We start from the raw sequence: 24075 nt of genomic DNA, 5'->3' as shown, positions 1-24075 counted from the left end.
TAAAATTTTTTAATAACTTTTTGTGAATTTATAATATTTTTTAATTAAGTTCGATAAATAAAACTAAAATAATTTTTTCATGCTTGCTGCCGCTTTGCAATTCCGCTTTTTCACGAAGCTTGTTTTTTGTCTGATCTTATTGACAAATTTGAGTGCCTGTAAAAAAAATGACGGCGGCGGAACCAACACTCCTACCAACCCCGGACCAATCACTCCGCAACCACCCGTGTGGGACCCGAATGCATTACGCGGTGTTTGGGTAACCAACGTGGCAAGTACTGCGTTGGATTCAAGAGACAACATAAAACTAACTGTTCAAAACTGCAAGAAAGCAGGCATCAACAACATCTTTATTGTTACCTATAATAATGGACGAACTATTTATCCCAGCGCTATCATGAACAATCTCATCGGCAAACCCATTATGGAACGGTTTGCAGGCAGAGATCCGTTAAAGGAAATGATCGAAGAAGCAAAACTGGAAGGCATCAAAGTACATGCATGGTTTGAGTATGGCTTCTCCTCTTCTTATTCTGCAAATGGCGGCGATATTATTGCGGCAAAGCCAAACTGGGCAGGGCGTGATATTGATGGAAAGTTATTAGTGAAGAATGGTTTTGATTGGCTCAATGCATTTGATCCGGAAGTGCAAAATTATATGATCAGCCTGTTTAAAGAAGTAGTAACGAATTATGAAATTGATGGAGTGCAGGGTGATGATCGTTTGCCGGCGCTTCCATCAACCGGTGGTTACGATGCATATACCGTTAACATGTTTAAAACAGAAAATGGATTTGATCCACCTGTGAATTACAGAGATGCGTTTTGGCTCGATTGGCGGGCAAAGAAATTAAATGCGTTTATGAAAAAACTGCGCAATGAAGTGAAAGCAGTAAAACCAAATGTAATGCTCACCATGTCGCCCAGTCCTTTTCCATGGGGCAGAGATGAATACCTGCAGGATTGGCCAACATGGGTTGACAGCGGTTGGGTTGATGCTATTTTACCACAATGTTACCGCTACGATATTGCTGCTTACAATGGAACCATTGCACAACAGAAAGGATATTATAAAAATCCGGCAGTAGCTTTTTATCCGGGCGTGTTGCTGAAAGTGGGCAACAATGTAACTTCTGTTTCGCTGTTGAACCAAATGATCCAGACAAACCGTAACAATGGTTTTAAAGGCGAATGCTTTTTCTTTTATGAAGGAATAAAAGATCAGATCAACTGGTTTCAACTGCAATATCCTTACATTAAATAATGGATCGTCTATTTCAATTATTTTAATAACGCTGAATGAGATACATATCAGTTGCAATTGCATTGCTTGGATTATCATGTAATCAACCTTCACCACAACTCACATCGTTTGTTGATCCTTTTCTTGGCACAGGCGGGCATGGGCATGTGTACCCCGGTGCAACAGTTCCGTTTGGTATGGTGCAGTTAAGTCCTGATAATGGTGATGAAGGTTGGGATTGGTGTGCCGGTTATCATTACAGCAGTAAAACCATTGCAGGATTCAGTCATACACATTTAAGCGGTACAGGTATTGGCGATTGGTGCGATATTTCTGTGTTGCCATTAACAGATACAACTGCGATCAGAAACGAAAAGATCAAATTACCATTTTCGCATACAAACGAATCTGCAAAGCCGGGCTATTATCGTGTGCAATTGGATAATGGCATCAATGCTGAATTAACCGCAACAGAACGCACAGGTTTTCATCGCTATACATTTCCCGGTAAAGAGGGTTGGCTGCGATTTGATATGGGCTTCCGTATTAACTGGGACGCAAGCACAGCCGGTATTTTGCAACTGCTGAACGATTCTACAATAGCAGGATATCGTTACAGTACAGGATGGGCTAAAGGACAAAAAGTTTATTTCGCTGCAACTTTCTCATCGCCCATAAAACAGCATTTGTTTATTGATGATTCAACAAGGAACAATCAAACAGCTGAAGGTAAGCTGGTGAAACTTGCATTGAAGTTTGCAACCAATGAACCGTTGCTGGTAAAAGTATCCATCAGTTCTGTGAGCACAGAAAAAGCATTGGCTGAAGTAAAGAAAGCAACTGAACAAACATTTGAAGAAGTAAGCACGGCTGCAAATGAGTTGTGGGAAAAAGAATTACAGAAGATCCGTATCAATACTGATGATAAAGAACTGGCAACAAAATTTTACACATCGCTTTACCGTACCTGTATGGCTCCCGTGGTGCATAGTGACGTCGATGGTGCATATCAAACACACGATAACAAACAACTGAAGTTCACAAAAGGAAAAAACAAGTACACCGTTTTTTCACAATGGGATGTATTCCGGGCATTGAATCCTTTATTCACCATCACGCAACAGGAACGCCTGCCCGATATGATCAACAGCATGCTGCAGTTGTATGAAGACAATGGGCTGTTACCTGTGTGGGATCTCAGCACATGGGAAGCGAATACGATGACCGGCTACCACAGTGTGCCGATTATTGCAGATGCGATATTGAAAGACATCAAAGGATTTGATTACAATCTGGCTTATGAAGCCATGCGCAAAAGTGCTTTTCAAAACCAGAGAGGAACGCCGGAATATATTCAATACGGTTACTTACCACAGGATAAACATGGCTGGAGTGTAACCATTACATTGGAATATGCGTTCGACGATTGGTGTATTGCACAAGTAGCAAAGAAGCTTGGCAAAATGGATGATTACAATCTCTTTATGCAACGTGCCATGAGTTATAAAAAACTGTTTGATGCGCAAACCGGTTTCATGCGCAGCAAAGACAGTAAGGGAAAGTTTGTTGAACCGTTTGATCCGTTGTTAAGTGAACATGGTTTTGAAGGACAATATATTGAAGGCACTGCCTGGCAGCATAGTTTTTTTGTACCACATGATGTAAGTGGTTTTGCACAACTGTTTGGCGGCAAAGAAAAACTCATTGCAAAACTGGATCAGTTGTTTACAGCTCCATCTGAGTTACATGGTGAAAATACGTCGGCTGATGTTACGGGCTTGATCGGTCAGTATGCACATGGTAATGAACCAAGCCATCATATCATTTATATGTACACAGCATTGGGACAACCGGCAAAAGCAGCAAAATGGATCAAAGTTGTTGCAGACAGTATGTATAAAACCGGACCTGATGGTTTAATTGGCAATGATGATTGCGGACAAATGAGTGCCTGGTATATCTGGACATGTCTTGGCATGTATCCCATGAATCCAGCAAGCGGAGAATATCTGTTTGGCTATCCGCTCATCAACAAAGCAACGATTCAGTTACCGAATCAAAAAGAATTACAGATCAACGTTACTCGAAGCAAAGAAAAAAAAGAAAGTGGTATTGAACGTGTAAAACTGAATGGAAAAGAATTACCAGTTCGTTCCATTACGCATCAACAAGTAATGAATGGTGGCACACTTGAACTATTCGTAAATGATTAACTGGTTTTTCAATTACGTTTTCCAAAACCAGTTCCGCTTCACAAAAAAGATGGTGATGAGCGACACCACTGCCGTAAACAGAACGCCTTTCATCAACCCCATAAAGAAATTCTGATTCATTGCATCCCAATACTGTTTTGTTTGCGTGAGCTGCAGTAAAGGCAGCAGCAATAAATTACCTGCTACATAAGCAACCATTGGATTTTTTCCATTCAGGGCAAGATAGTTTGTTATTGAAGAAAAGAATCGCCGCTTACTCATCACTGAAAAACTGATCAGACTAAAAAAAGCAAGACCGCTTGTTACAAAATAATAGCTGTACGTAGAAGGATCTTTTTTAATTCCTCCTTCATAGGATTCAAAGAATAAACCCAACAGCAATAGGTATGTACCCGCATGCAAGAGTTGCTTGTAAAGATTTGTAGTTGATACATGTCGTACAACATAAAATCCGATCATACAAAATGAGGCCGTCGTAATCAGATTTAGTAATAATAATCGTGTAAACAATCCGTACAAACTCAACAGCACCAAAACAACTCCGGTAATCGCAAGTATATTTTCTGTTGTTGTGCTAACAGGTTTATCCACATCAGACTTTTCCTGCTTCCTATTTCTAAGCATCAATTCACCGGCAAAGGTTCCGGGAATAATAATGAACAGATATTTCAGAAAGTAAAATTTGTACAACCAGTCAAACTTCCATCCGCCAATTGCTGAAAACTCAAACAACTCTTTTGCCCAACTATTGGTCGGTTCTTTTGCAGCGAGAAATACCGCCATTAAAAAAGGCATTATTCCGATGCGTAAAAGTGGTTTATCAGAAGTCACGTAATAAATAATTGTTCCGAACAACGCCATATTTGCCAATACTAAAATGATGATATCGCTTTTATAAAAATCAAAGCCCTTTCCACTCCAGAAAGGCAATTTCCACAACAAAAATACAGCGGCCGAAAAAGCAATGACTTTCATGAGAAGAAAAACGTTTTTCAACTTTTCATTTTTGCTGGTATAGAACTGTAAGAACAATAATGCAAATGCCAGCATCGACAGCAAATGATCGGCTGCCGTTGGTTGTTCAGCAATAACCCATGCTTTCATGTGCTGTGTAAACAAAGCAAAGAAGGCCAGCAATAAAAAACGTTTGAACGCTATCCACAACACAATCAAAAATCCTTTCTTCGCTTCCAGCTGCTTTTTCAACGACAACGGAATAGCAGCACCCATACTAAACAGAAAAAAAGGAAACACAAGATCAACCCATGTAATGCCCGGAATCGATGGATCGAACTTGTGCAACGGTGGCGGCACCTGTGCATGAAACATCCATGCAGGTAATACATTCCCATATGCAATTGCACCGCTTAACACCATCGTTAATATGGCAAAGCCACGAAGTGCATCCAGGCTTTCGTTTCGTTGTTGCATGAATCAGATTTTACTGTTACATAAAAATCAACTTATAAAAAAGGGCGCTGCTCCACAGCAGCGCCCGACCCTAAACTAAAACTGACTACCAATCGGTATTCTGTGTTAATGCCGGTACTTTATCTATTTCGCCACGTGGTATTGGACATAATAAATGTTGCGGCGTTCTGAATACACGTAATTCTCTTTTCAAACGTGTTGCATCACCATTAGGCCATGCAATGGGTACATTGTAAACCGGATCAAATGTTGGCACAGGGGCAGGATTTACAAATTCCAATCCAACACCAGGCGTAAATGTTACAGGCGAATTTGGTTCACCATACATTTGGAGTGGCATTACCTTAGCAGCATACGCTCCGTTATCCCATCTCCGCATATCAGGAAGATGCAAGCCTTCGTTTGCAAGCTCTACTGTTTTTTCTCTGCGAACCAATTGACGTAGTTTATTTACATCTGCCAACACATCAGCCGCAACATTCGGCATACCGGCTCTTGCTCTCACCTTGTTTACAGAAGTAGCCACAGTTGCTGCGGGCGATCCTTTTTCAAGATGTGCTTCTGCATTGATCAATAATATTTCTGCAAAGCGCATATACACCCAACCAACTTTGTAAAAGTTTCCGGCCGTTCCATTGATATCCCGGTCCTGTAAATACTTTTTCCATAAATTACCTAAACCATTTACACGTGGACCAAAAATATTGGCACTATCCTGATTCACAGTGAGTGGAAAATCCACTACTTGTGTAGTAGGATTATAACGCTTGATATAACGACTGTAAAAATCGAAAATGATACTGGTAAAGCCCTGCACCACTAATGTATCGCCGGGAACTGTAACCGTTTGCACCATACGTGGATCTCTGTTTGCATTGGGCTTTGCAGGATTGTACAATGGTGACTCAGCAATATTTTTTCCGTCTCTGCACTCAAACAGATCAACTAAAAACTGCGTGGGGAAATGGCTTGACTGCCCACCATTATTACGTGAACCCTGCACCAGGTTTAAATAATTAAACGAACCTGCATCTGCATCACCATACGGGTAGTAGAACATGATCTCCTTGTTTACATTCACCGTTTGTCCTGCTTTACGAAACAGATTTTGAAATACAGGATTCAATCCATATCCGCCGTTTGTAATAATGTCATCCGTAATAGTTGCTGCGTAGTTATAATTCTTATCCAACATCGCCAATCGTGCAGCAATACCTTTTGCAACGCCTTTACTTACTCTGCCTGCCTGCGTAGGATTCCAATCGAGATCATTTGCAGCTGACTCAAGATCGGTCAAGAGAAAATCAATGATCACCTTTTTATCCGTTCTTACAAATTCAAATAACTCCTGCTGATTGGCCGGCGGTCTGGTAAAGAAAGGAACATCACCAAAGAAAGAAATGAGATGCCAATACGCCATTGCACGTAATACTTTTGCTTCAGCAACCACTCTTCTGTATTCTGCAGGATCCATTACAGATTCTGCCTTTGTCATATACAGCAACAGATTATTTGCACGCTGTACTACCTGAAAGAAGCCGCCCCATATTTCAGCAACGGTCCCATTGGTTGCATCATATGCACCAGATGCGATGGTACCTGAAAGCCCACGCTCCATGCCAATTTCTGTAAACAGATCAAATTTTGCATAGTAGGTAGTGGGATTGCTATAGCCGGGACTGATTGTACGAGCACCAATGGCATTGTAAACACCAGTCAATGCCTGCTGCACTTGTGCAGCATCGTTATAAAAATCTGCCTGTGAATTGGCTGAGAGCGGATTTCGGTCGAGATACTTTTTGCAGGAACCCAGCGTAACTGCAAAAAATAAAAACAAGGCAACTCTGGTTATATTAATATGTTTCATAAACTTATTTTTTTTCAGCGTTAGAATTTCAGGTTTATACCAACAGTTGTAGTACGCATAATGGGATAAAAAGAACCATTGGCGTTACTGATCTCAGGATCGAAACCCGGTTCGTAATTCGAGAACGTAAACGGATTCACAGTATTTATATACACACGCAGCTGCTGAATTTTTAATTTTTCAGAAATTGCTCTGGCGAGTGTATAACCAAGTGTAATATGCTTTACCCGCATAAATGCACCGTTACGCAACCAATAGTTAGATGAAACATAATTCCCGTTACCTCCATTGTACAAACGTGGATATTTTGCATCAGTGTTAGAAGGAGTCCATCTGTCGAGTGCAGATTCAAGACCTGAAGCAAACCAGTTACCTGCATTGAACGGTTGCACCGCTACCCCAGAAATATAGTTGTCACGTTTTCCAACACCAAAGAGGAAAATATTCAGATCAAAACCTTTGTAATCTGCATTCAAATTCAAACTGTAATCATAACGTGGGAAATTGTTACCAATTAAAACCCTGTCGTCTGCATTGATCACACCATCTTTGTTGGTATCAATATACTTTACATCACCTGCACCTGTTGTGCGTGTGCTGTTTGAAGGGCTGGTGAAATTATCGCCCTGCTGATACAAGCCATCTGTTAAAAAAACAAAGTAGGCAAACAGTGGATAACCTTCACGTGTAACCTGATTTCCACTGATGATATCACGGCCTTTTGTATCAATGGTTTTTGTTCTTACATCAGAAAGATTACCGGTAATGCTGTAATTAAACTTACCGATCTTATCACGATAAGTTGCAGAGAACTCCCAACCATTGTTGACAAACGTTGCTGCATTTCTCGGTATCGTTGATAAGTTGGTATAGCCCTGTGCGAGGGAAACAGGAAAATCGATCAGATTATCTTCAACCCTTTTTTGATACACATCAAACGTAACATTCAATCTGTTTTTTAATACAGTAAGATCTATACCGATATTGCTTTGTTTGGACGTTTCCCATGAAATGGCTTCATTCGGAATATTTCCCAACGAAGAGCCACCGTTTAAAACATTATTGAAATAATAAGCAGTACCTGCATTAATAGTTGAAACAAACGGATAGTTATCGCCCACTTCCTGATTACCGGTTTCGCCATACGATACACGTAGTTTTGCAAAATCAATAAAGGATACATCCTCCATAAAATTCTCTCTCGAAATAACCCAACCTGCAGATACACCCGGGAAGAAGCCCCACTGTTTATTTAAGATCTGGCTAAACCGTGATGAACCATCGTAACGGCCGGTTACTTCTAACAAATACTTTTGTGCATAGCTGTAATTAAATCGGCCAAAGAAACCAACCAACGAATAATCTGTAGCAGAACCGCCCGACGTTTGTTGTGATGGTGATGCAAGATTTAAATATGGACGATTGGGATCAGGTAAACCCTGACGACCGGCAGTAACAGCTGTTACCCGATTATCCAACGCCTGAAAACCACCTTGCAGTTTAAATTGATGATCCTGCTTCAGATTATATGAATAGGTTCCGGAAATATTATACTGATTGGTGATGTTGCGTCGGTTAGTATAATTAAGAGCTGAATCGCCAATAACCTGTGCCAATAAATAGGAATTTGTTGCCGGGTTTGGATTGTACACATCATACGAGCCTCTTGCAACATACGCTTCTGTAGCAGATGTTCTTGCATTGTACGATGCATCGATCACAAAGTTTTTAAACAACTCAGCACTTAATCCAAACCGTACAGACAATGTGGGCGTTTCAGCATGGTTAAAACCGGAAGATTCGGCTGCACCAACGGGATTAATCCTGTTTGACTGGCCAGCATCGCCGTATTGTTCATTGCCAAATTTCGCCGGCCATAAACGTGCCATGGAAATACCCCGTTGAATAATTTCATTGGGCGACATTCCGCCCGGTTGAACGTTTGTTGATTTTGTATAAAACAGATCCGTTGTGAATTTGATCTTCTTTGTAAGATTGATGTCACCATTTAAACGCAGATCATACTTTTTAAAGCTGTTATTTACAACCAACCCTTGTTGATTTAAATAGGTTCCTGATACAAGGAAGCTTGCTTTATCTGATCCGCCATTGATAATGATGTTATGGTTCTGCATTAAACCGGAATTCTGGAAAATGAGATCCTTCCAATCAGTATCAAATACATTCAAATTATCGGCAGCTGTTGTACGATACGTATTGATTTTTGCATCGCTATGAATCACCGGACCACCTGCGTTGGTACTATACTCATTCTCGAGTATCATATGATCTACACTCGATAACAAATTCGGAAAATTAGTAGGCGTTTGCTGGCTTACAAATCCATTGTAGGCAATGGATGTTTTACCCGATTGTCCTCTTTTTGTTTTGATCAGTATCACACCATTCGTTCCACGCACACCATACACAGCAGTTGAAGCGGCATCTTTTAAAATAGATACACTTTCAATAATATTCGGATCCACATCATTGATACTTACACCTTCCACACCATCTACAATAATGAGCGGACTGCTGCTGCCGGTAATAGAACCAATACCACGGATATTAATAGCACCACCATCAGCACCCGGCTGACCGGAACCTTGCTGAATTACCACACCTGGTGCAAAGCCTTGTAATGCCATTGATGTAGAAGCAATAGGACGTTTGATCAACTGATCACCTTTAACCGTTGCTACAGCACTGGTAATATTTGACCGACGTTGTGTACCATAACCTACCACAACCACTTCACCTAAGTTACCGGCTGCAGACTCGAGTGAAACATTTACGACAGCATCGTCAACGGTTACTTCTTTTGCCACGTAACCAATGCCGGAGAAAACCAATGCATCTCCTTTGTTTGCTGTAATTGAGAAGCTACCGTTCGATCCGGTAACTGTTCCTCGTTTGCCTCCTTTCACTGTAACTGAAACTCCTTCGGCCGCAGCACCTGTAGTATTGGTAACAGTACCTGTTACCCGTAGTTCCTGTGCTGAAACATACAGAACCGAAGAAAGAATCATCAACAGCATGAGCATTCGCTTTTTCATAATCAAGTTTTAGTTTGTTAGTGATGATTGTATATCATTTATAATGACCCTCGTGGTCAACTTCTTTCAATTGAAATGGATTGATAACAGCATCGAGCAACACGGCCAGTTCAAGACGTGTAATGTTTCGTTGCGGATCGAAATTTGTAAAACCCCAGCTACTCCATTTTGTGGCGAGCTGTTGTTGCAATTCGTTTATCTCCGAAAAATTCCAGTTTGTATTTTTCTGAAGTGCAGGATATTGTTGGGCAGTTGTTGCAAGTATGGTTACAGCATCTGCAATAGTTACAGTTGATGAAGTAAGTTTAACGTTAGCGAATTCTTTATAATCGTTGATGAATGTTGCAGCAGCAATGGTAGAATCGGGATAGAACCATGTACGGTTGGCCCATTTAAACGGCTCGCCTTTTCCTTTTAAAATTCCGGTAGCACCAATCCGCTGTACCGCAGCAAAATATTTGTGATCTGCACGCACATCAAAGTATGGCATGATGTAAGCTCTCGCATTCAGCAATACTTCCTGTACTGTACGCACAGAAATTTCATGTGCCTGTTTTTGCTGTTGCACACTTAAAGCAGCCAATGCGCCTGCAGCCTGTCCTGTTAATAATACAACAGGTTGCAATCGTGTAGTACCGTTCACAATGTTGCTTACACTAATACCTTTTTCCGTAACCAGTAAACCGTTGTGTTGTTGAGGAATCAAAGCTCCTAATGGGATATTGTATGATGGAACGGGGTAAAAATTTAAATGCTGTGGTGCATTGGTATTTTCCCGGTGATGATGATCAATGGGATAATCACCAACGGAAACACCTGTGCGGTACAATGCCTGTGCTTGATTGAATGGTTCTGCAATATGTTGCACTTTAAACCGTACGATGCCTTGCATTCTTCTTCCTTCACGATGATAAGGAATTAACGGTAACTGATCAGTTGTTGGAAATTCATTTGTTGCAAAATCAAGATGTTTAAATCCAAATTGTGTTTGCAGAAAATATACAAACCGGATTGTTTTTTCTTTTGCCTTTATTATTTCCAGTTGACGTTGCTCATGAGTAAGCGGAATCAGATTCAGGTAAATATCATTTCCTTTACCCGGCCAGTTGATCATGTATTTGTCATTGGGCAGTTTACCATAATCAAGCAGTTGTGCTGCTGTAACATTCGACGCCAGTTTTTTTGGATCACTGCAAAACTCATTGCAGCAACCATCAAATTCCATCGGATCGTAGTTCGCCGGTTTTACCAGGGTACAATCTGCTCCGCTCCCATAATCTTTAAGAATAGCGGTGTATGTAATATCTTGTATAATATCATTGCTTGCAGGTACCCCCACGTTTTCATTGGTAACACTATCTGCTTCCATCCCTACATCAAACGGAACCGATGCACTGGCCATTACATCACCTAACTCTGTTGCATCGATGATGTGTTTGGCATGTATGGTTACTGTATCTCCTGTTTTTATGTCGATGAATGTTGCACCGGTAATGGTTGTGCCTGTTGTAATCGCTTTTACAAAACGTAACTGATGCATCACAGAAAGTTGTTTCTCTGCTGCAGCCATTTGTTTGAAAATACTATCAGCCACATGAGGTTCAAACAGCGTGTTACTTACCCAACCTGTTTCAACGGCTTTCGGCCCGCCGTATACCTGGTAAATTTTTTCCCTGAACTCGGCCCAAATGCCCGATGGCATATTGTGGTTACCATCAAATGCAGAAACACCTGCCGATGAGATCATTCCACCAAGCCATGTTGTTTCTTCTGCAATGATTGTTTTTACACCAAGTCTTGCACTTTGTATACCGGCAGCGGTACCGGAAGTTCCACCACCCACCACAAGTACATCTGTGTAAATGCCTTTCTCTGCAGGAGCAGTGCAACCACTTACCAGCAACAGAACAACAATAGAATAATATAAATATGCAGTCTTCAAATCAGCAGTTTAGCAATCGTTATGTAATCGTTTTTTAAATGGCTTCAAACGTGGTGGCTACCTGGTAAAGCGCCCGTGGAATATGAAAACATCCTTTCCACTTTCCTCCTTTTAATGATAACAGCACCTCACCTCTCCGGTTTAAGTAACCAAACCATTCACCGTATTCCTCATCTCTGAAATGCTTCCATGTGTAATTATGTATCCGTTCAAACCAAACAGCACATTGTTCATTCCCTGTTAATGCATAAGCTTTTGCCAATGCCACCAATGCTTCCACATGTACCCACCATAATTTTTGATCCCACTCTAATTGTTGGGGCGGCGTACCTTTTATATCCATGAAATAAAATATGCCTTCGTATTCTTTATCCCATCCGTATTCAAGTGTAGTTAATAAAATAGCGACCGCTTTATCGATCAATGCACGATCATTCATACGTTTGGCAAGATCCATAATGAACCAGGTTGATTCAATCGCATGACCCGGGTTCAACAGACGACCTTCAAAACTGTTATTGAAACTTCCATCGGGGTTTACATTTTCAAGGATCAATCCATGTTCAGGCTGATAAAAAACATCCATCACTTCATGGATCACTTCCGGAACAAATTCATTTACACGATCGCTGCCAAGAATATGTTCGAGTTCTAATGAGAGGTTGCAAAGGATCATCGGTAACGCAAAATTCTTAAGCGGACGTGTGCCTGGATAAGCTTTGCTGTAGGTTCCTTTCCAGTTATGCCGACGGCGGATAATATTCTCAAACGTATCAACCGCAATCTTCTTCCACTCATCGCTGGGGTTGATCTTATCCAACGCAGCAAATGCCATCGTTGCAAAACAATCACTGAAAATATTATAGGGTTGAACCAATGGTTTGCCATCAGCAGTTACAGAAAAATACCAGTTGCCCTCTTCATCTCTGCCGTGCTGCTGCATAAAACGGGCACCATGCAAAGCCATATCGAGCCATTCTTTTTTCTGCTCAACATGTTTGTACATATAACTGAAACACCAAACTTCACGTCCCTGAAGCCACATAAACTTATCGGTATCGTACACATTTCCGGCACGATCGAGACAGGTAAAAAAACCACCATTTACTTCATCTTTACTGTGGTTTTGCCAAAAGGGTAGAATATTCGATACCAGCTCGTTCCTGTACAAAGAAGCATAGGCAGCAGTATCTAAAGAAAGTATGGCAGCTGATTTTGGTTGCATAGTTCGTCCTTAGTTAGTAAGGATTTTGTTGTTTGAAAACCGAATTTAGGAAAAATATTTACTTTATTGAACAAACTTAATTAATTTTTTTATTTACTTAGAAATTTCCGCCCCTTTCTCTTTAAAAGCTCCTATATTAGTCTACACTTTTCGAAATAAACTACTGTAATGACGGAACAGCATCAGATTTTTGAGGTCTTCAGCGATGAAAATGCCTCGGGGGTTGCATATAAAAACAAAGCACTCAAACGCTCATTGATCAACTTTCTCGACCAGGGCGGCAATACCACGATTACCGAACTGAGCCGGGAATTAAATATCAGCGTGCCCAAAACCACCAGCCTTGTGAATGAATTAATTGAAGATGGATTGGTGAAGGATTATGGCAAAGTAGATTCAACCGGTGGACGAAGAGCCAGCATGTACGGCCTTGTATCCGACGCTTGTTTTTTTGTAGGGGTGGATGTCAAGAAATTCTACATCAACCTCGGGTTACTTGATTTTAAAAAACAACTGGTAACCATCACTGAAAAAGTTCCATATAAATTAGAGAACACACAGGAATCGCTTACACAACTGCTCGACATCATCAAAGGATTTATTGCCGACCTGCCGGTGGAAGAAAATAAAGTGCTTAGCATTGGTATCAATCTTTCCGGCCGCATCAGCAATACAACCGGTTACAGTTACAGTTATTTTCATTTCCAGGAAGAGCCGCTGTCGATAATTATCGAACGGGAGATCGGCATCCGCACATTTCTTGAAAACGATTCCAAAGCCATGGCATACGGCGAATTTTGTTGTGGCGAAGTACACAACGAACGAAATGTATTGTTTGTGAATATGGACTACGGAATTGGTTTGGGTATTCTCATCGATGGAAAAGTATATTATGGCAAGTCGGGTTTTAGTGGTGAGTTTGGTCACATTCCTTTTTTTGATAACCAGATCATTTGTTACTGCGGAAAAAAAGGTTGCCTCGAAACAGAAGCGTCAGGTGCTTCGTTGATCCGCAACTTCAAAGAAAAAATGGCACAGGGTTCTACGTCCAATGCCTTGCGAAAAAATAAACAGATCGAAGATATCACGCTGCTGAATATTATTCATGCAGCGAATAATGAAGATATGCTGAGCATTGAATTGCTGGCCGATATTGGCGAAAAAATCGGACGTGGTTTGGCCATGCTCATCAACATCTTTAATCCCGAGTTATTAATTCTGGGCGGTACCTTATCTGAAACGGGTGATTACTTACGCTTACCCATTCGTAGTGCCATTAATAAATATTCGCTAAGCTTAGTAAACAGCGATACACAATTAAAACTCTCAAAGCTTGGCGAAAAGGCCGGTGTAATGGGCAGCTGTTTGATAGCGAGGAATAAAATTTTATCAATACAGAGTTAGTTTTAAATCAGTCGTGCTTCTGATATACATCACACCCCTAACTGACAGTCTTCATTTCGCAGCAACTGATTATTATCAACATTTGATATTGATTCTTATCAGTCATGTTTGCCACAATCAAAAAGACGCTCGTGGAGGCCGGCTTACTCGGTCGCTTTTCCTTTCGGTTTATCGGGCAAACTATGCAAGCCCGTTTCGAATTCAGTGAATTTGTTCGCCAGTGTTACATGATCGGTTACAAATCGTTTCCACTTGTTGGACTTACAGGTTTTATCATGGGGCTTGTGCTTACAATGCAGTTAAGACCTGCTTTACTCGACTATGGGGTTGCAACGGAACTACCTGAAATGGTAGGTATTGCCATTGTTAGAGAGATCGGCCCCGTTATAACGGCCTTGATCTTTGCCGGCAAGATCGGCAGCAGCATTGGTGCAGAACTGGGCAGCATGAAAGTAACAGAACAGATCGATGCTATGGAAGTAAGCGGCACCAATCCCTACAAATATCTGGTAGTTACAAGAGTTCTTGCATCAACCTTCATGTTGCCGTTGCTGGTAATTGCAGGTGATGCGATTTCTTTATACGGTTCTTATATTGGAGTAAACATCAAAGGCGTTACCAGTTTTCAATTGTTTTTTAAAATGGTATTTGATGGTTTGGCATTCAGCGATGTGATGCCTGCCTTTATCAAATCCTATTTCTTTGGATTTGCCATTGGTATGATCGGTTGTTACAAAGGTTACCACGCACAAAAAGGAACCGAAGGTGTTGGACGTGCAGCGAATTCTGCTGTTGTAGTAAGTTCTGTTGCAGTATTTATCATTGATCTGTTGGCGGTGCAGATCACCGATCTGCTTGGTTTAAACTGATGAATGATGTTGGATGAGCAAAACATACAACAAGAAGTTTCAGTTAAAGAAAACAGCGAACCGGTTATTTCCATCCGGCATTTGTACAAATCCTTTGGTACGAATCACGTGCTGAAAGATTTTGATCTTGATGTGTACAAAGGTGAGAATGTAGTTGTGCTGGGCAAATCAGGTTCAGGAAAATCTGTACTCATCAAATGCATTATTGGTTTGCTGGAACAGGATGCCGGCGATATTACTGTATTAAACGATGATGTGATCAAACTCAACAGTAAAGAACTGGATGTACTGCGTGCAAAAGTGGGCTTCCTGTTTCAGAGTAATGCCTTGTATGATTCAATGACAGTGCGTGAAAATCTTGAATTCCCGTTGCGCCGCCACTGGATAAAAGTAACCGCAGCAGAAACAAATGAGAAAGTGATAGAAGTGTTGACCAATGTTGGCCTTGCCCATACAGTTGATATGATGCCGGCTGAACTTTCGGGTGGTATGCGCAAACGTATTGCATTGGCAAGAACGTTGATCCTTGATCCGGAGATCATGTTGTATGACGAACCAACAACCGGTCTTGATCCCATCACTGCCAAAGAGATCAGTGAACTGATGCTGGAGATGGGTGAGAAATACAACACATCATCGATCATTATTTCTCATGACATGAATTGTATCCGCATGACAGCCGACCGTATTGTAATGCTGATCGATGGTAAATGTTATGCCCAGGGAAGTTATCGTGAACTTGAACAAAATAATGATCCGCTGGTAAAACAATTTTTTGAACAATGGCAAAGCAAACAATAAATAATATCAAACTGGGCATCTTCATTATTGCCGGGTTGTTTCTGCTGATCCTTGGTTTGTATATGATCGGTAAGGACAGTAACCTTTTCAGTAGCAATTATATTTTGAAAGCAAGGTTTGAACATGTGCAGGGTTTAACACCCGGCAACAACATCCGCTATGCAGGCATACAGGTGGGTACAGTAAAAAAAGTGGCCATCATCAGCGATTCTTCGATTGAAGTAACAATGCTGATTGAAGAAGACATGAAACAATTTATACGGGTGAATGATGTGGTGAGTATATCAACAGATGGATTGATGGGAAATAAATTGCTGCAGATCACGCCATCAAAAGACGGTTCAGCATTTGCAATGAACGGCGATGTGTTGCGTACAAAAAAACTCATCAGCACCGATGAAATGCTTGAGCTGCTGAACCGCACCAACCAGAACGTTGCTGTTATTTCAGAAGATCTGAAGAATACCGTGCAACGCATTAACAACAGTAAAGTCTTGTGGCAGGTGCTCGATAACGAAGCCCTACCAAAAAACATTCTTGCATCCGTCAACAACATTCGCTCAGCAACAGTAAAAGCCGATCTGATGGTGAAAGATCTGCAAACCATTATTGCTGATGTAAAACAAGGCAATGGATCGCTGGGAAAAATTATTACTGATACAGCCATTGCTTACAACCTGAATGAAGCCATTGAAAAAATAAAACTGGTGGGCAGCAATGCCGATTCGCTGGCAGCAGACTTACATGCATTTACTCTCTCTGTGAAAAATGATGTGAACGATGGCAAAGGCACTGTTCATAGTTTGCTCAGAGATTCTTTACTGGTGCAAAAGCTGAACAACAGTTTGCAGAATATTGAACAAGGAACCGATGGATTTAATCAGAACATGGAAGCGTTGAAAAGTAATTTTTTATTCAGGGGTTATTTCAGGAGATTGGAGAGGCAGAAGAAGAAGTAGTAATTCTGGATTTAAAAATCACGTGAAGGAATTGGCGTTTACGTGATTTATGTATATTTAGCTTTAATGCCTTTGATCAACTATATGCTTACAGTTGCCAATTTTAACCAATCAGATTTACAGAAAATAGATTCCATACAAAAGTCATTTAGACTGACAGCTGTCCTATTTCTAATTCTCTGTGTGCCGGCATCCTTTCTTTTCGGATTGTTTGGACTATCCAAAAAAGGATTTGGATATTGGCCAACAACATTCGCCTTTTTAATAATTATCGCTATTGTTGCTACTGTTAAAACCATTAAAGACTATTTACTTTATTATAAGGATAAGAGCAATCAAAAAAAATATGTTGGCACTATCACTGTAACCGGCAAGTCGACAAAGAAGGGGGATAAAATAATATTCACAGATACTCCTGAATTAAAGAAACTGGATTTGATAATGAGCGAAGTATTTGACAAAGTCGCTGTTGGCGACAAATTGACAATTGAAATATCAAAGTATTCAAAAACACTACTGAGGCTTGATAAAGACCAGTATGATTTATTAAACTGTGATTAATTAGGATTACTCACTCCCCCGCTTTCACAATTCGATTTGCTTCTTTACTGATGGCTGCTTTGTGCAGTATAATTTTTTCGGCAGGCAAATCAACACTTAGTTCTATCCAGCCATTGTAACGTTTCTCATTCGCTAAAATCTGGAAAGGAAGATAGTTACGCACTGCATTTTTCCAATGCCCTTCCCATACAGGAGGTTGTGTAAAAGAGATCACCTTCTGAATAAGAACAATGCCAGCTAATTCAAACCACTGATAGCCATTAAAATTTCCCGGCATTATCGATTCTCCTTTCTTTAACACAGGAATTTCTTCATTACCGTTTACAGGTAAGTTCACGCTGATATTAGTGGCGACTAAAAACTGCAGTTTATCAACCTGATTCAGGTTATCGCCTACCAGTACAGTTGCAAAAGCAATATCTGTTTTGCCATCTTGATTGATATCCAGATTAACTGAAGGCATGTTTGCCTTAATTTCCCGATTGTTCAGCTCAATATATTCCATCTCCGGACCTGTTACCGGTGGCGGCTGTTGCAGGTTTTGTTTTTTGCATGCAACAAAAGCCAGACCAATGATAACCGGAAATAAAAATTGCAATTGTACTGTTCCGTTTCTTTTCACAATTCATAATTTCCATAAAAGTAGATGATCACAAAAAAATGAACATACACACCTGACTGAATTGAGAAATGAGTGAGATGAACTGTCAAGGAAAGGGTTACCAACCTTTGAAAGGTTGGCAACCCTGAAGGCTATTAGTTGCTGTAACCATGGATGGAAAATTAATGGTGCCGGATTATTAAACTATCTGACATTTGACACTCCAAAACTCACACCGCCCACTTCCCTTTCAGTTGCCAGCTCAGCAACAGCATCATCAATCCAATACCGAGGTACACAAACTGCAACCAATGCAACACGGCAATGAGCAGCATCTGTACAACCACCCAACCCATGATCATAACGGCACCGGCAATGGACCAATCGTAGCGCTGTGGGTGTGTTTGCAGATTGCGAATAACTGCGATGAGATTTGTACCGCCTACTGCAATACAAAGAATAAGACCCGGCACAAGAAAATTGGTGAACGGCGTTGCAGTAAGCAGGCTTGTTGACATACTGAACAACGAACCATCGGGGTAACTGACCAGCAACGCTCCAGACACAATAGCTGTAAAAGCCACAAATGCCGTGAGGAGAAACAGAAACAGTTTCATGTGTTTGTTTTTAGCAAGTGCTTCCGGTTATAGCTTGCACAGGAACGGTTTTTGTTGCAACTCCTGTTGCCACAATCATCATTCCAAAACACATTCTTTTTGTTGTAAAAACCAATGAGGATCATCAAAAGCTGTATGACAGTAATCATAGGAAACGGCTTTGTGATCGAATATATTCGGTACTGATAAAAAGCATTTTTATGAAACAGGAACTTACAGGTATTACCACACTCCATAACCTGCTCGATCACGAAGCAAGTAAATTCTCCAGCGCCGAAATGCAATTGAACAATGTATTACCGCAATGGATCAGCAAAGCCAATTCAGTAAAACTGAAAACCGTATTGCAGAAGTACCGGGATGATATTGGCGAACATTTGTACAACCTGGAAGAATTTGTAAATGCAGAACAGCTTATTTCGCTGAGCCTTACCAACCGTATTATGAGTGCATATATTACGGATACAAATGAAAAACTCTCGCTGTGTGCCGATGCAGAAGTAACAGATGCCTGCCTGCTGGCAAGTGTGCAAATGATCAATCATTTCAAGATCAGTGCCTATGGTACAGCTGCAGCGTTTGCGAATACGTTAGGTATGGACAAGGCTGCCATCTTTTTTCACCGGGCAGAAGTACATGAAAAACAAATTGATGACCGCTTAACACAGCTGGCACAGTACGAAATAAATTTCAGGGCAAAATCACCGATTGTACTGCCGGGATAACAGGCATGTGTTGTAATGAATGATCCGTCGTTTGAAAATGATGCAACACATATTGGTTACAATTAAAACAATCTATATGGAACATTATTCTTCAAAAAGCAGCATTCATTACGTTTATCCGGGCGAATACACTCCCTTGCCTGAACTGGAACAGTTAGCAGAAGAATTAAAATTGCACAGAGAAGGTACGGTTGTGCAACCATTGGTGAATGTGCGTGACCGTGCAGAAAGTTTCACCGTAGAAGTAGCCATACCCGGTGCAAAGCGGGAGAATTTTCTGTTGGCAGTGAACGATCATGTGTTGTCCATTGCATTGTTTGTAAAGAGCAGTATTGATTGTACGGGTGAAAACTTTCACCTGCATGAGTTCAACTATGAATGTTTCGACCGGCATATTTTATTACCCGAGAATGTGAATCCGGAATTAGCATCTGCGTTTTATAAAGAAGGATTGCTGCAGATCTATATTCCGAAAGAAAGCGCTCCTGTTAAAACAGATGCATTACGGATCGTTGTTTATTAAATTGAAAACCACCCGATCGGGTGGTTTTTTTTTCAGTCAACCAATTCTCAATAATAATTGATCAATACGATCTTTTCATACTCCTTTAACGTTCCTTCATCTACAAATTCCACATCACCACCATTATCCAGCACACTCTCAATTACGTCGTCTACTGCATCTTTAATATAGGAGAACCGGTTGTAGGGCTCTTCCAGTTTTTCAATTACATCTGCTGCTGCACTATGCTGTGCTGGAAACATGTAATTCTTTTCCACTACCAGCAATTGACCTTTTTTATGTGAAGTGTCACGCCAAACAGCCTTCATCCCAACTGCCAGTTTCTTTTTGCCCGCTGCTTCTTCGATCTGATTGAGCAGATCTTTTTCTTTTACTTTTTTCCAATCGTTGATATACGGTTCGAGTACAGCTTTCAACTCTGCCATTGAACTTTCTTCATAATTGCCACGTATGGTTTCAACAATTGATTTCTCGTGTTTGGTAAGTTGTTTGAAATGTCCGATAATTCTGTCGGTGCCCATTACAAACAACGGAAGATGATACGCATGCAATACAATGTCCAGTGAATGATCAATATGCTGCAGAAATTTATCCATTACAATTTCTTTGCGCTCCGATGTATCGGAGAAATTAGCAGTACGCTCCGGCACTTCATTTACATAAGCATCAATATGCTCGGGCTTGTCGGAGATGATGCGAACAAGCTCACCTGTATTACCGAGGTACATACGGCTTTCTTTTCCACTTAACAGCAATACTAAATATTTATGAACTTGCTTTTTACTGTACACCAGGTCTCTGATCTCAAACGATTCATCGATAATGATCTTCGCCTCCACCTGCACATCGAGGTACAATACTTTTTCAAACACAGGCGATACAAAAAGCGCTATACTTTTCTTAAATGAATTGAAGTTGAGATTTTTTACCAGGGTATTTAATTTATTCATGACCAGTGCAGACATTTCGCCGGGGTATTGTGCCACCAGTTCATCTTCCACTTTTTTCACCGCCAGTTTCAGCGTGTACATCAACTCTGTTTTCAAATTCATTTTCGGCTCAAACGGAAGAATAATCGAAACAGAAGGTCTGTAATGAAGCGCCCCCATTACTTCACGAATTTCAGGAGCAAGATTGGCATTCATATCGTTTTCGTTTAGACAGGAAAGCTATTTCACTTGATCTATAAAAAATATGACTGCCATCACAACCGGCTTTGATGCTACTCATAAAAGACAGGGAATCTGCACGTTGCTTTTCACTCACCTTAACAGTACGATCCATGAGCAGCGAAATCGAAATTCAGGCTTCTTTTTTGATGCCAATCATAAAAAAAGCTGCTGACAGTCATTTTTTAAAAATCTGCGGCGGCTGATCTTTAACCTTCAAAATCATTCATCATGAAAAAGATTCTGCTGGCATTCGACGGAACTCATTTTTCAAACGGAGCTTTTCAATTTGCCCGTCAACTGAATGAGTTGGAACCTGCTTTGGTAACCGGTGCCTTTTTGCCACAGGCACAAGCCGCCAACTTATGGAGCTATGCCGATGGTATGAGCGGTCCTATGTTTGTACCCTTAGTAGAAGAGCGTGACACTGATGTGATCAAAGAAAACATCGAAAAATTTGAAACCCTTTGTCGTAAGAATGGAATGGATTACCGGGTGCACGAAGACCTGTATGATTTTGCCCTGCCTGAACTGAAGGCCGAAACACGTTTTGCAGATGTGCTGGTCATTGGCAGTGAAGTGTTTTATGAAAACCTGGGTGGAAAGATGAACGAATACCTGCAGGATATTTTACACAGATCAGAGTGTCCGGTGGTAGTAGTTCCTGAGAAATATGATTTTCCGAAAACAAACATTCTTTGTTATGATGGTTCCGAATCGTCTGTTTATGCCATCAAACAATTTGCATACCTGTTTCCTGAATTAACAACACAACCTACGTTGCTGGTGTATGTGCAGGAAGACGGCAAGAATGAATTCCCGCAACAGGTAAATATTGAAGAACTGGTGGCACGGCATTTCAGCGATCTCACCTTGATGAAGCTGGATATGAGCCCTGAGAAATATTTCAGCACCTGGATGAATAACCGTGAAAGTGCGTTGTTGGTAACAGGTGCATTTGGACGTTCGGCAATTTCACAACTCATTCGCAAGAGCTTGGTGAAAGATGTGATCGCAGAACATAAACTACCGGTATTTATCGCACACAGATAACAGATAGATAGCAATTTGGTTGGTGATTGTTTCGGGGCCGATATCCATCGGCCCCTCTCTTTTTTATTAGCCCGGGATGATAACGATCATTGATCGCTGCAATCAGCATCATTCAATACCACATGTGCGGGAGGTAGGTTTACAGCAGCATGGCAATCAACAAAAAAACAACCGCAAAATTTCTGCTCATCTGTTTGTTATGCGTAGGATTTGTTGTTGCAATTGCCTTGCTGATAGAATTTTTTCAATCATAAAACACATTATATGAAAAAGAACATGGGGAATGCCGATCGTATCATTCGTCTTTGTATAGCAGGTATACTTGCTTTGCTTTGGTTTCAGAATATTGTTACCGGCACTTGGGGCATCGTAGCACTGGTTGTTGCGGCTGTATTTGTACTTACAAGTCTTGTAAGCTTTTGTCCGTTGTACGCAATATTTGGCATCAGCAGTTGCCCGGCAAAGAAAACAAGCGCCTAACAAAAACAAAAAATCACTGGTATTCTATTCATCACACATCCAATTCAATTGAACTGGATGTTATACTCATATCTATGAAACTCAATAAAGAATGGCATCTGCAACATCGCATGCCAAAAAATCCAACGATGGATGAGCGTATTGCCTGGCATATCGAACATGCAAAACATTGTACTTGCAGAGAAATGCCTGCTGCCATCAAAGAAGAAATCAAAAAGCGCAGAATAAAAATTCTATCCGCATGAAATACATATTTGCTTTTTTGATGATGGCACATGGCCTCATCCAGCTCATGGGTTTTACAAATAGTTTTGGAATGAGTAAGCTGCCCGCACTTACGAAATATATTTCCAAACCAATGGGTATGCTGTGGCTGTTTGCAGCCATGCTTTTTACAACAGCTGCCGTTTACTACTTGTTGAAAAAAGAAAACTGGAGCCTGTTTGCATTTGTGGCGGTGTTTATTTCACAAGTGCTGATCATTTGGTATTGGAAAGATGCAAAGATTGGAACGGTTGCAAATATCATAGTTCTGCTTGTTGCAGTTCCTTCATTTGCTCAGTGGCAATTTAATCGCATGTACAGGAAAGAAGTAAACCAACTTCTCTCACTACCACTCAGTTCAGCGAATTCGCTCATTACAAACGAACAAATCAAATCGTTACCTTACCCCGTACAAAAATGGTTGCAGGTGAGTGGCGTAGTTGGCCGGCCAGCCATTCAACGTGTGCATTTACAGCAGAAAGGTGAAATGAGAAACAAACCCAATGGCGAGTGGATTCCATTTGCTGCCGAGCAGTACTTCAGTATCGATCAACCTTCCTTTCTCTGGAATACAACCATTCAACCATCAACGTTTCTATTTATTAATGGAAGAGATCAATACAAAGAAGGCAAAGGCAACATGCTCATTAAAGCATACGGACTGTTTACCATTGCCGCCAGCAAAGGGTCCACAACTGATCAGGGAACATTGTTGCGCTACCTTGCTGAAACCTGTTGGTTTCCGTCTGCAGCGCTCAGCGGTTATATTAAATGGGAAGCCATTGATGAACACAGTGCAAAAGCAACCATGCAGTATGGTGGTACAACAGCATCGGGTATTTTCTATTTCACAACGAACGGTGATGTTGAAAAATTTGAAGCAGATCGCTATTACATCAATAAAAATGAATCATCGCTTGAAAAGTGGCAGGTAACTTGTATTGCTTACAAAACGTTTGATGGCATCCGTATTCCGGTTAAGAATAATGTAACCTGGAAATTGCGTGATGGAGATTTTACATGGCTTGAACTTGAAATTACCGACATTCAGTTTACTTTCACGCCATAATCA

21 protein-coding genes are annotated in these 24075 nt (G+C 40.9%); 13 read left to right on the top strand and 8 right to left on the bottom strand.

The annotated features are described in order from the left end of the window. Positions 1-79: 79 nt before the first annotated feature. Positions 80-1264, top strand: a complete 1185-nt coding sequence (locus WG989_RS10520; protein ID WP_340429292.1) for a glycoside hydrolase family 10-like protein — start codon at positions 80-82, stop codon at positions 1262-1264. A 35-nt stretch (positions 1265-1299) separates the two neighbouring features. Then, positions 1300-3456 (top strand): GH92 family glycosyl hydrolase, encoded by a 2157-nt coding sequence (locus WG989_RS10515; protein WP_340429290.1) that lies wholly within the window; start codon positions 1300-1302, stop codon positions 3454-3456. A gap of 12 nt (positions 3457-3468) precedes the next feature. On the opposite strand, the gene WG989_RS10510 is transcribed toward WG989_RS10515, so the two are convergent. The 5 genes from WG989_RS10510 to WG989_RS10490 form a co-directional block, all read right to left on the bottom strand. Further along, entirely contained in the window at positions 3469-4887 is a 1419-nt protein-coding gene (locus tag WG989_RS10510) for a DUF5009 domain-containing protein (protein ID WP_340429288.1), read from the bottom strand. Between the two features lie 85 nt (positions 4888-4972). Next, on the bottom strand, positions 4973-6754 hold the full coding sequence (locus tag WG989_RS10505) for a RagB/SusD family nutrient uptake outer membrane protein (protein WP_340429286.1): 1782 nt from the start codon (positions 6752-6754) through the stop codon (positions 4973-4975). A 20-nt stretch (positions 6755-6774) separates the two neighbouring features. After that, a complete protein-coding gene (locus WG989_RS10500; protein ID WP_340429284.1) occupies positions 6775-9810 on the bottom strand; it encodes a SusC/RagA family TonB-linked outer membrane protein in 3036 nt (1011 codons plus the stop codon). Positions 9811-9844: 34 nt separating this feature from the next. Continuing rightward, positions 9845-11752: an FAD-dependent oxidoreductase gene (locus tag WG989_RS10495; protein ID WP_340429282.1), complete on the bottom strand. Its 1908-nt coding sequence runs from the start codon at positions 11750-11752 to the stop codon at positions 9845-9847. A 34-nt stretch (positions 11753-11786) separates the two neighbouring features. Further along, positions 11787-12977 (bottom strand): n-acyl-d-glucosamine 2-epimerase, encoded by a 1191-nt coding sequence (locus WG989_RS10490; RefSeq protein WP_340429280.1) that lies wholly within the window; start codon positions 12975-12977, stop codon positions 11787-11789. A 168-nt stretch (positions 12978-13145) separates the two neighbouring features. Between WG989_RS10490 and WG989_RS10485 the strand changes: the two genes are divergently transcribed. The 5 genes from WG989_RS10485 (at position 13146) to WG989_RS10465 (ending at position 17571) form a co-directional block, all read left to right on the top strand. Beyond that, positions 13146-14381, top strand: coding sequence for an ROK family transcriptional regulator (locus WG989_RS10485; RefSeq protein WP_340429279.1), 1236 nt, complete (start codon positions 13146-13148; stop codon positions 14379-14381). Between the two features lie 182 nt (positions 14382-14563). After that, on the top strand, positions 14564-15250 hold the full coding sequence (locus WG989_RS10480; RefSeq protein ID WP_340429277.1) for an MlaE family ABC transporter permease: 687 nt from the start codon (positions 14564-14566) through the stop codon (positions 15248-15250). A 6-nt stretch (positions 15251-15256) separates the two neighbouring features. Beyond that, complete coding sequence (locus WG989_RS10475; RefSeq protein ID WP_340429275.1) at positions 15257-16051, top strand: ABC transporter ATP-binding protein; 795 nt, start codon at positions 15257-15259, stop codon at positions 16049-16051. After that, positions 16033-17010, top strand: a complete 978-nt coding sequence (locus WG989_RS10470) for an MlaD family protein (protein ID WP_340429273.1) — start codon at positions 16033-16035, stop codon at positions 17008-17010. Before WG989_RS10475 ends, WG989_RS10470 begins: the two co-directional genes overlap by 19 nt. A gap of 84 nt (positions 17011-17094) precedes the next feature. Beyond that, entirely contained in the window at positions 17095-17571 is a 477-nt protein-coding gene (locus WG989_RS10465; RefSeq protein WP_340429272.1) for a hypothetical protein, read from the top strand. A gap of 10 nt (positions 17572-17581) precedes the next feature. Here WG989_RS10465 and WG989_RS10460 read toward each other — a convergent pair whose 3' ends face one another. Together WG989_RS10460 and WG989_RS10455 are read right to left on the bottom strand one after the other, a co-directional pair. Beyond that, on the bottom strand, positions 17582-18193 hold the full coding sequence (locus WG989_RS10460; RefSeq protein WP_340429270.1) for a hypothetical protein: 612 nt from the start codon (positions 18191-18193) through the stop codon (positions 17582-17584). Between the two features lie 209 nt (positions 18194-18402). Beyond that, positions 18403-18789 carry a hypothetical protein gene (locus WG989_RS10455; protein ID WP_340429269.1) on the bottom strand — a complete coding sequence of 129 codons (387 nt, stop codon included), beginning with the start codon at positions 18787-18789 and terminating at the stop codon, positions 18403-18405. Positions 18790-18989: 200 nt separating this feature from the next. Between WG989_RS10455 and WG989_RS10450 the strand changes: the two genes are divergently transcribed. Together WG989_RS10450 and WG989_RS10445 are read left to right on the top strand one after the other, a co-directional pair. Next, positions 18990-19514, top strand: a complete 525-nt coding sequence (locus tag WG989_RS10450; protein ID WP_340429268.1) for a YciE/YciF ferroxidase family protein — start codon at positions 18990-18992, stop codon at positions 19512-19514. A gap of 76 nt (positions 19515-19590) precedes the next feature. Beyond that, a complete protein-coding gene (locus WG989_RS10445) occupies positions 19591-20037 on the top strand; it encodes an Hsp20/alpha crystallin family protein (protein ID WP_340429267.1) in 447 nt (148 codons plus the stop codon). A gap of 47 nt (positions 20038-20084) precedes the next feature. Here WG989_RS10445 and WG989_RS10440 read toward each other — a convergent pair whose 3' ends face one another. Next, positions 20085-21182 carry a baeRF3 domain-containing protein gene (locus tag WG989_RS10440; protein WP_340429266.1) on the bottom strand — a complete coding sequence of 366 codons (1098 nt, stop codon included), beginning with the start codon at positions 21180-21182 and terminating at the stop codon, positions 20085-20087. Positions 21183-21437: 255 nt separating this feature from the next. Here WG989_RS10440 and WG989_RS10435 point away from each other — a divergent pair, with 255 nt between their 5' ends. The 4 genes from WG989_RS10435 to WG989_RS10420 all read left to right on the top strand — a co-directional run bounded on the left by WG989_RS10435 (position 21438) and on the right by WG989_RS10420 (position 24072). After that, positions 21438-22259 (top strand): universal stress protein, encoded by an 822-nt coding sequence (locus WG989_RS10435; protein WP_340429265.1) that lies wholly within the window; start codon positions 21438-21440, stop codon positions 22257-22259. Positions 22260-22523: 264 nt separating this feature from the next. Continuing rightward, positions 22524-22739 carry a YgaP family membrane protein gene (locus tag WG989_RS10430; protein WP_340429264.1) on the top strand — a complete coding sequence of 72 codons (216 nt, stop codon included), beginning with the start codon at positions 22524-22526 and terminating at the stop codon, positions 22737-22739. 74 nt (positions 22740-22813) lie between these two features. Continuing rightward, positions 22814-22984 carry a hypothetical protein gene (locus tag WG989_RS10425; protein WP_340429263.1) on the top strand — a complete coding sequence of 57 codons (171 nt, stop codon included), beginning with the start codon at positions 22814-22816 and terminating at the stop codon, positions 22982-22984. Continuing rightward, complete coding sequence (locus tag WG989_RS10420) at positions 22981-24072, top strand: DUF6544 family protein (protein WP_340429262.1); 1092 nt, start codon at positions 22981-22983, stop codon at positions 24070-24072. The genes WG989_RS10425 and WG989_RS10420 overlap by 4 nt, the downstream gene beginning before the upstream one ends. The last annotated feature ends 3 nt before the right edge of the window (positions 24073-24075 follow it).

It is taken from the genome of Lacibacter sp. H407 (assembly GCF_037892605.1).
In the GTDB taxonomy this organism is placed as follows: domain Bacteria; phylum Bacteroidota; class Bacteroidia; order Chitinophagales; family Chitinophagaceae; genus Lacibacter.
Note: the sequence above shows the minus strand (reverse complement) of the source record. Positions and strands in the feature narration are given on the sequence as shown.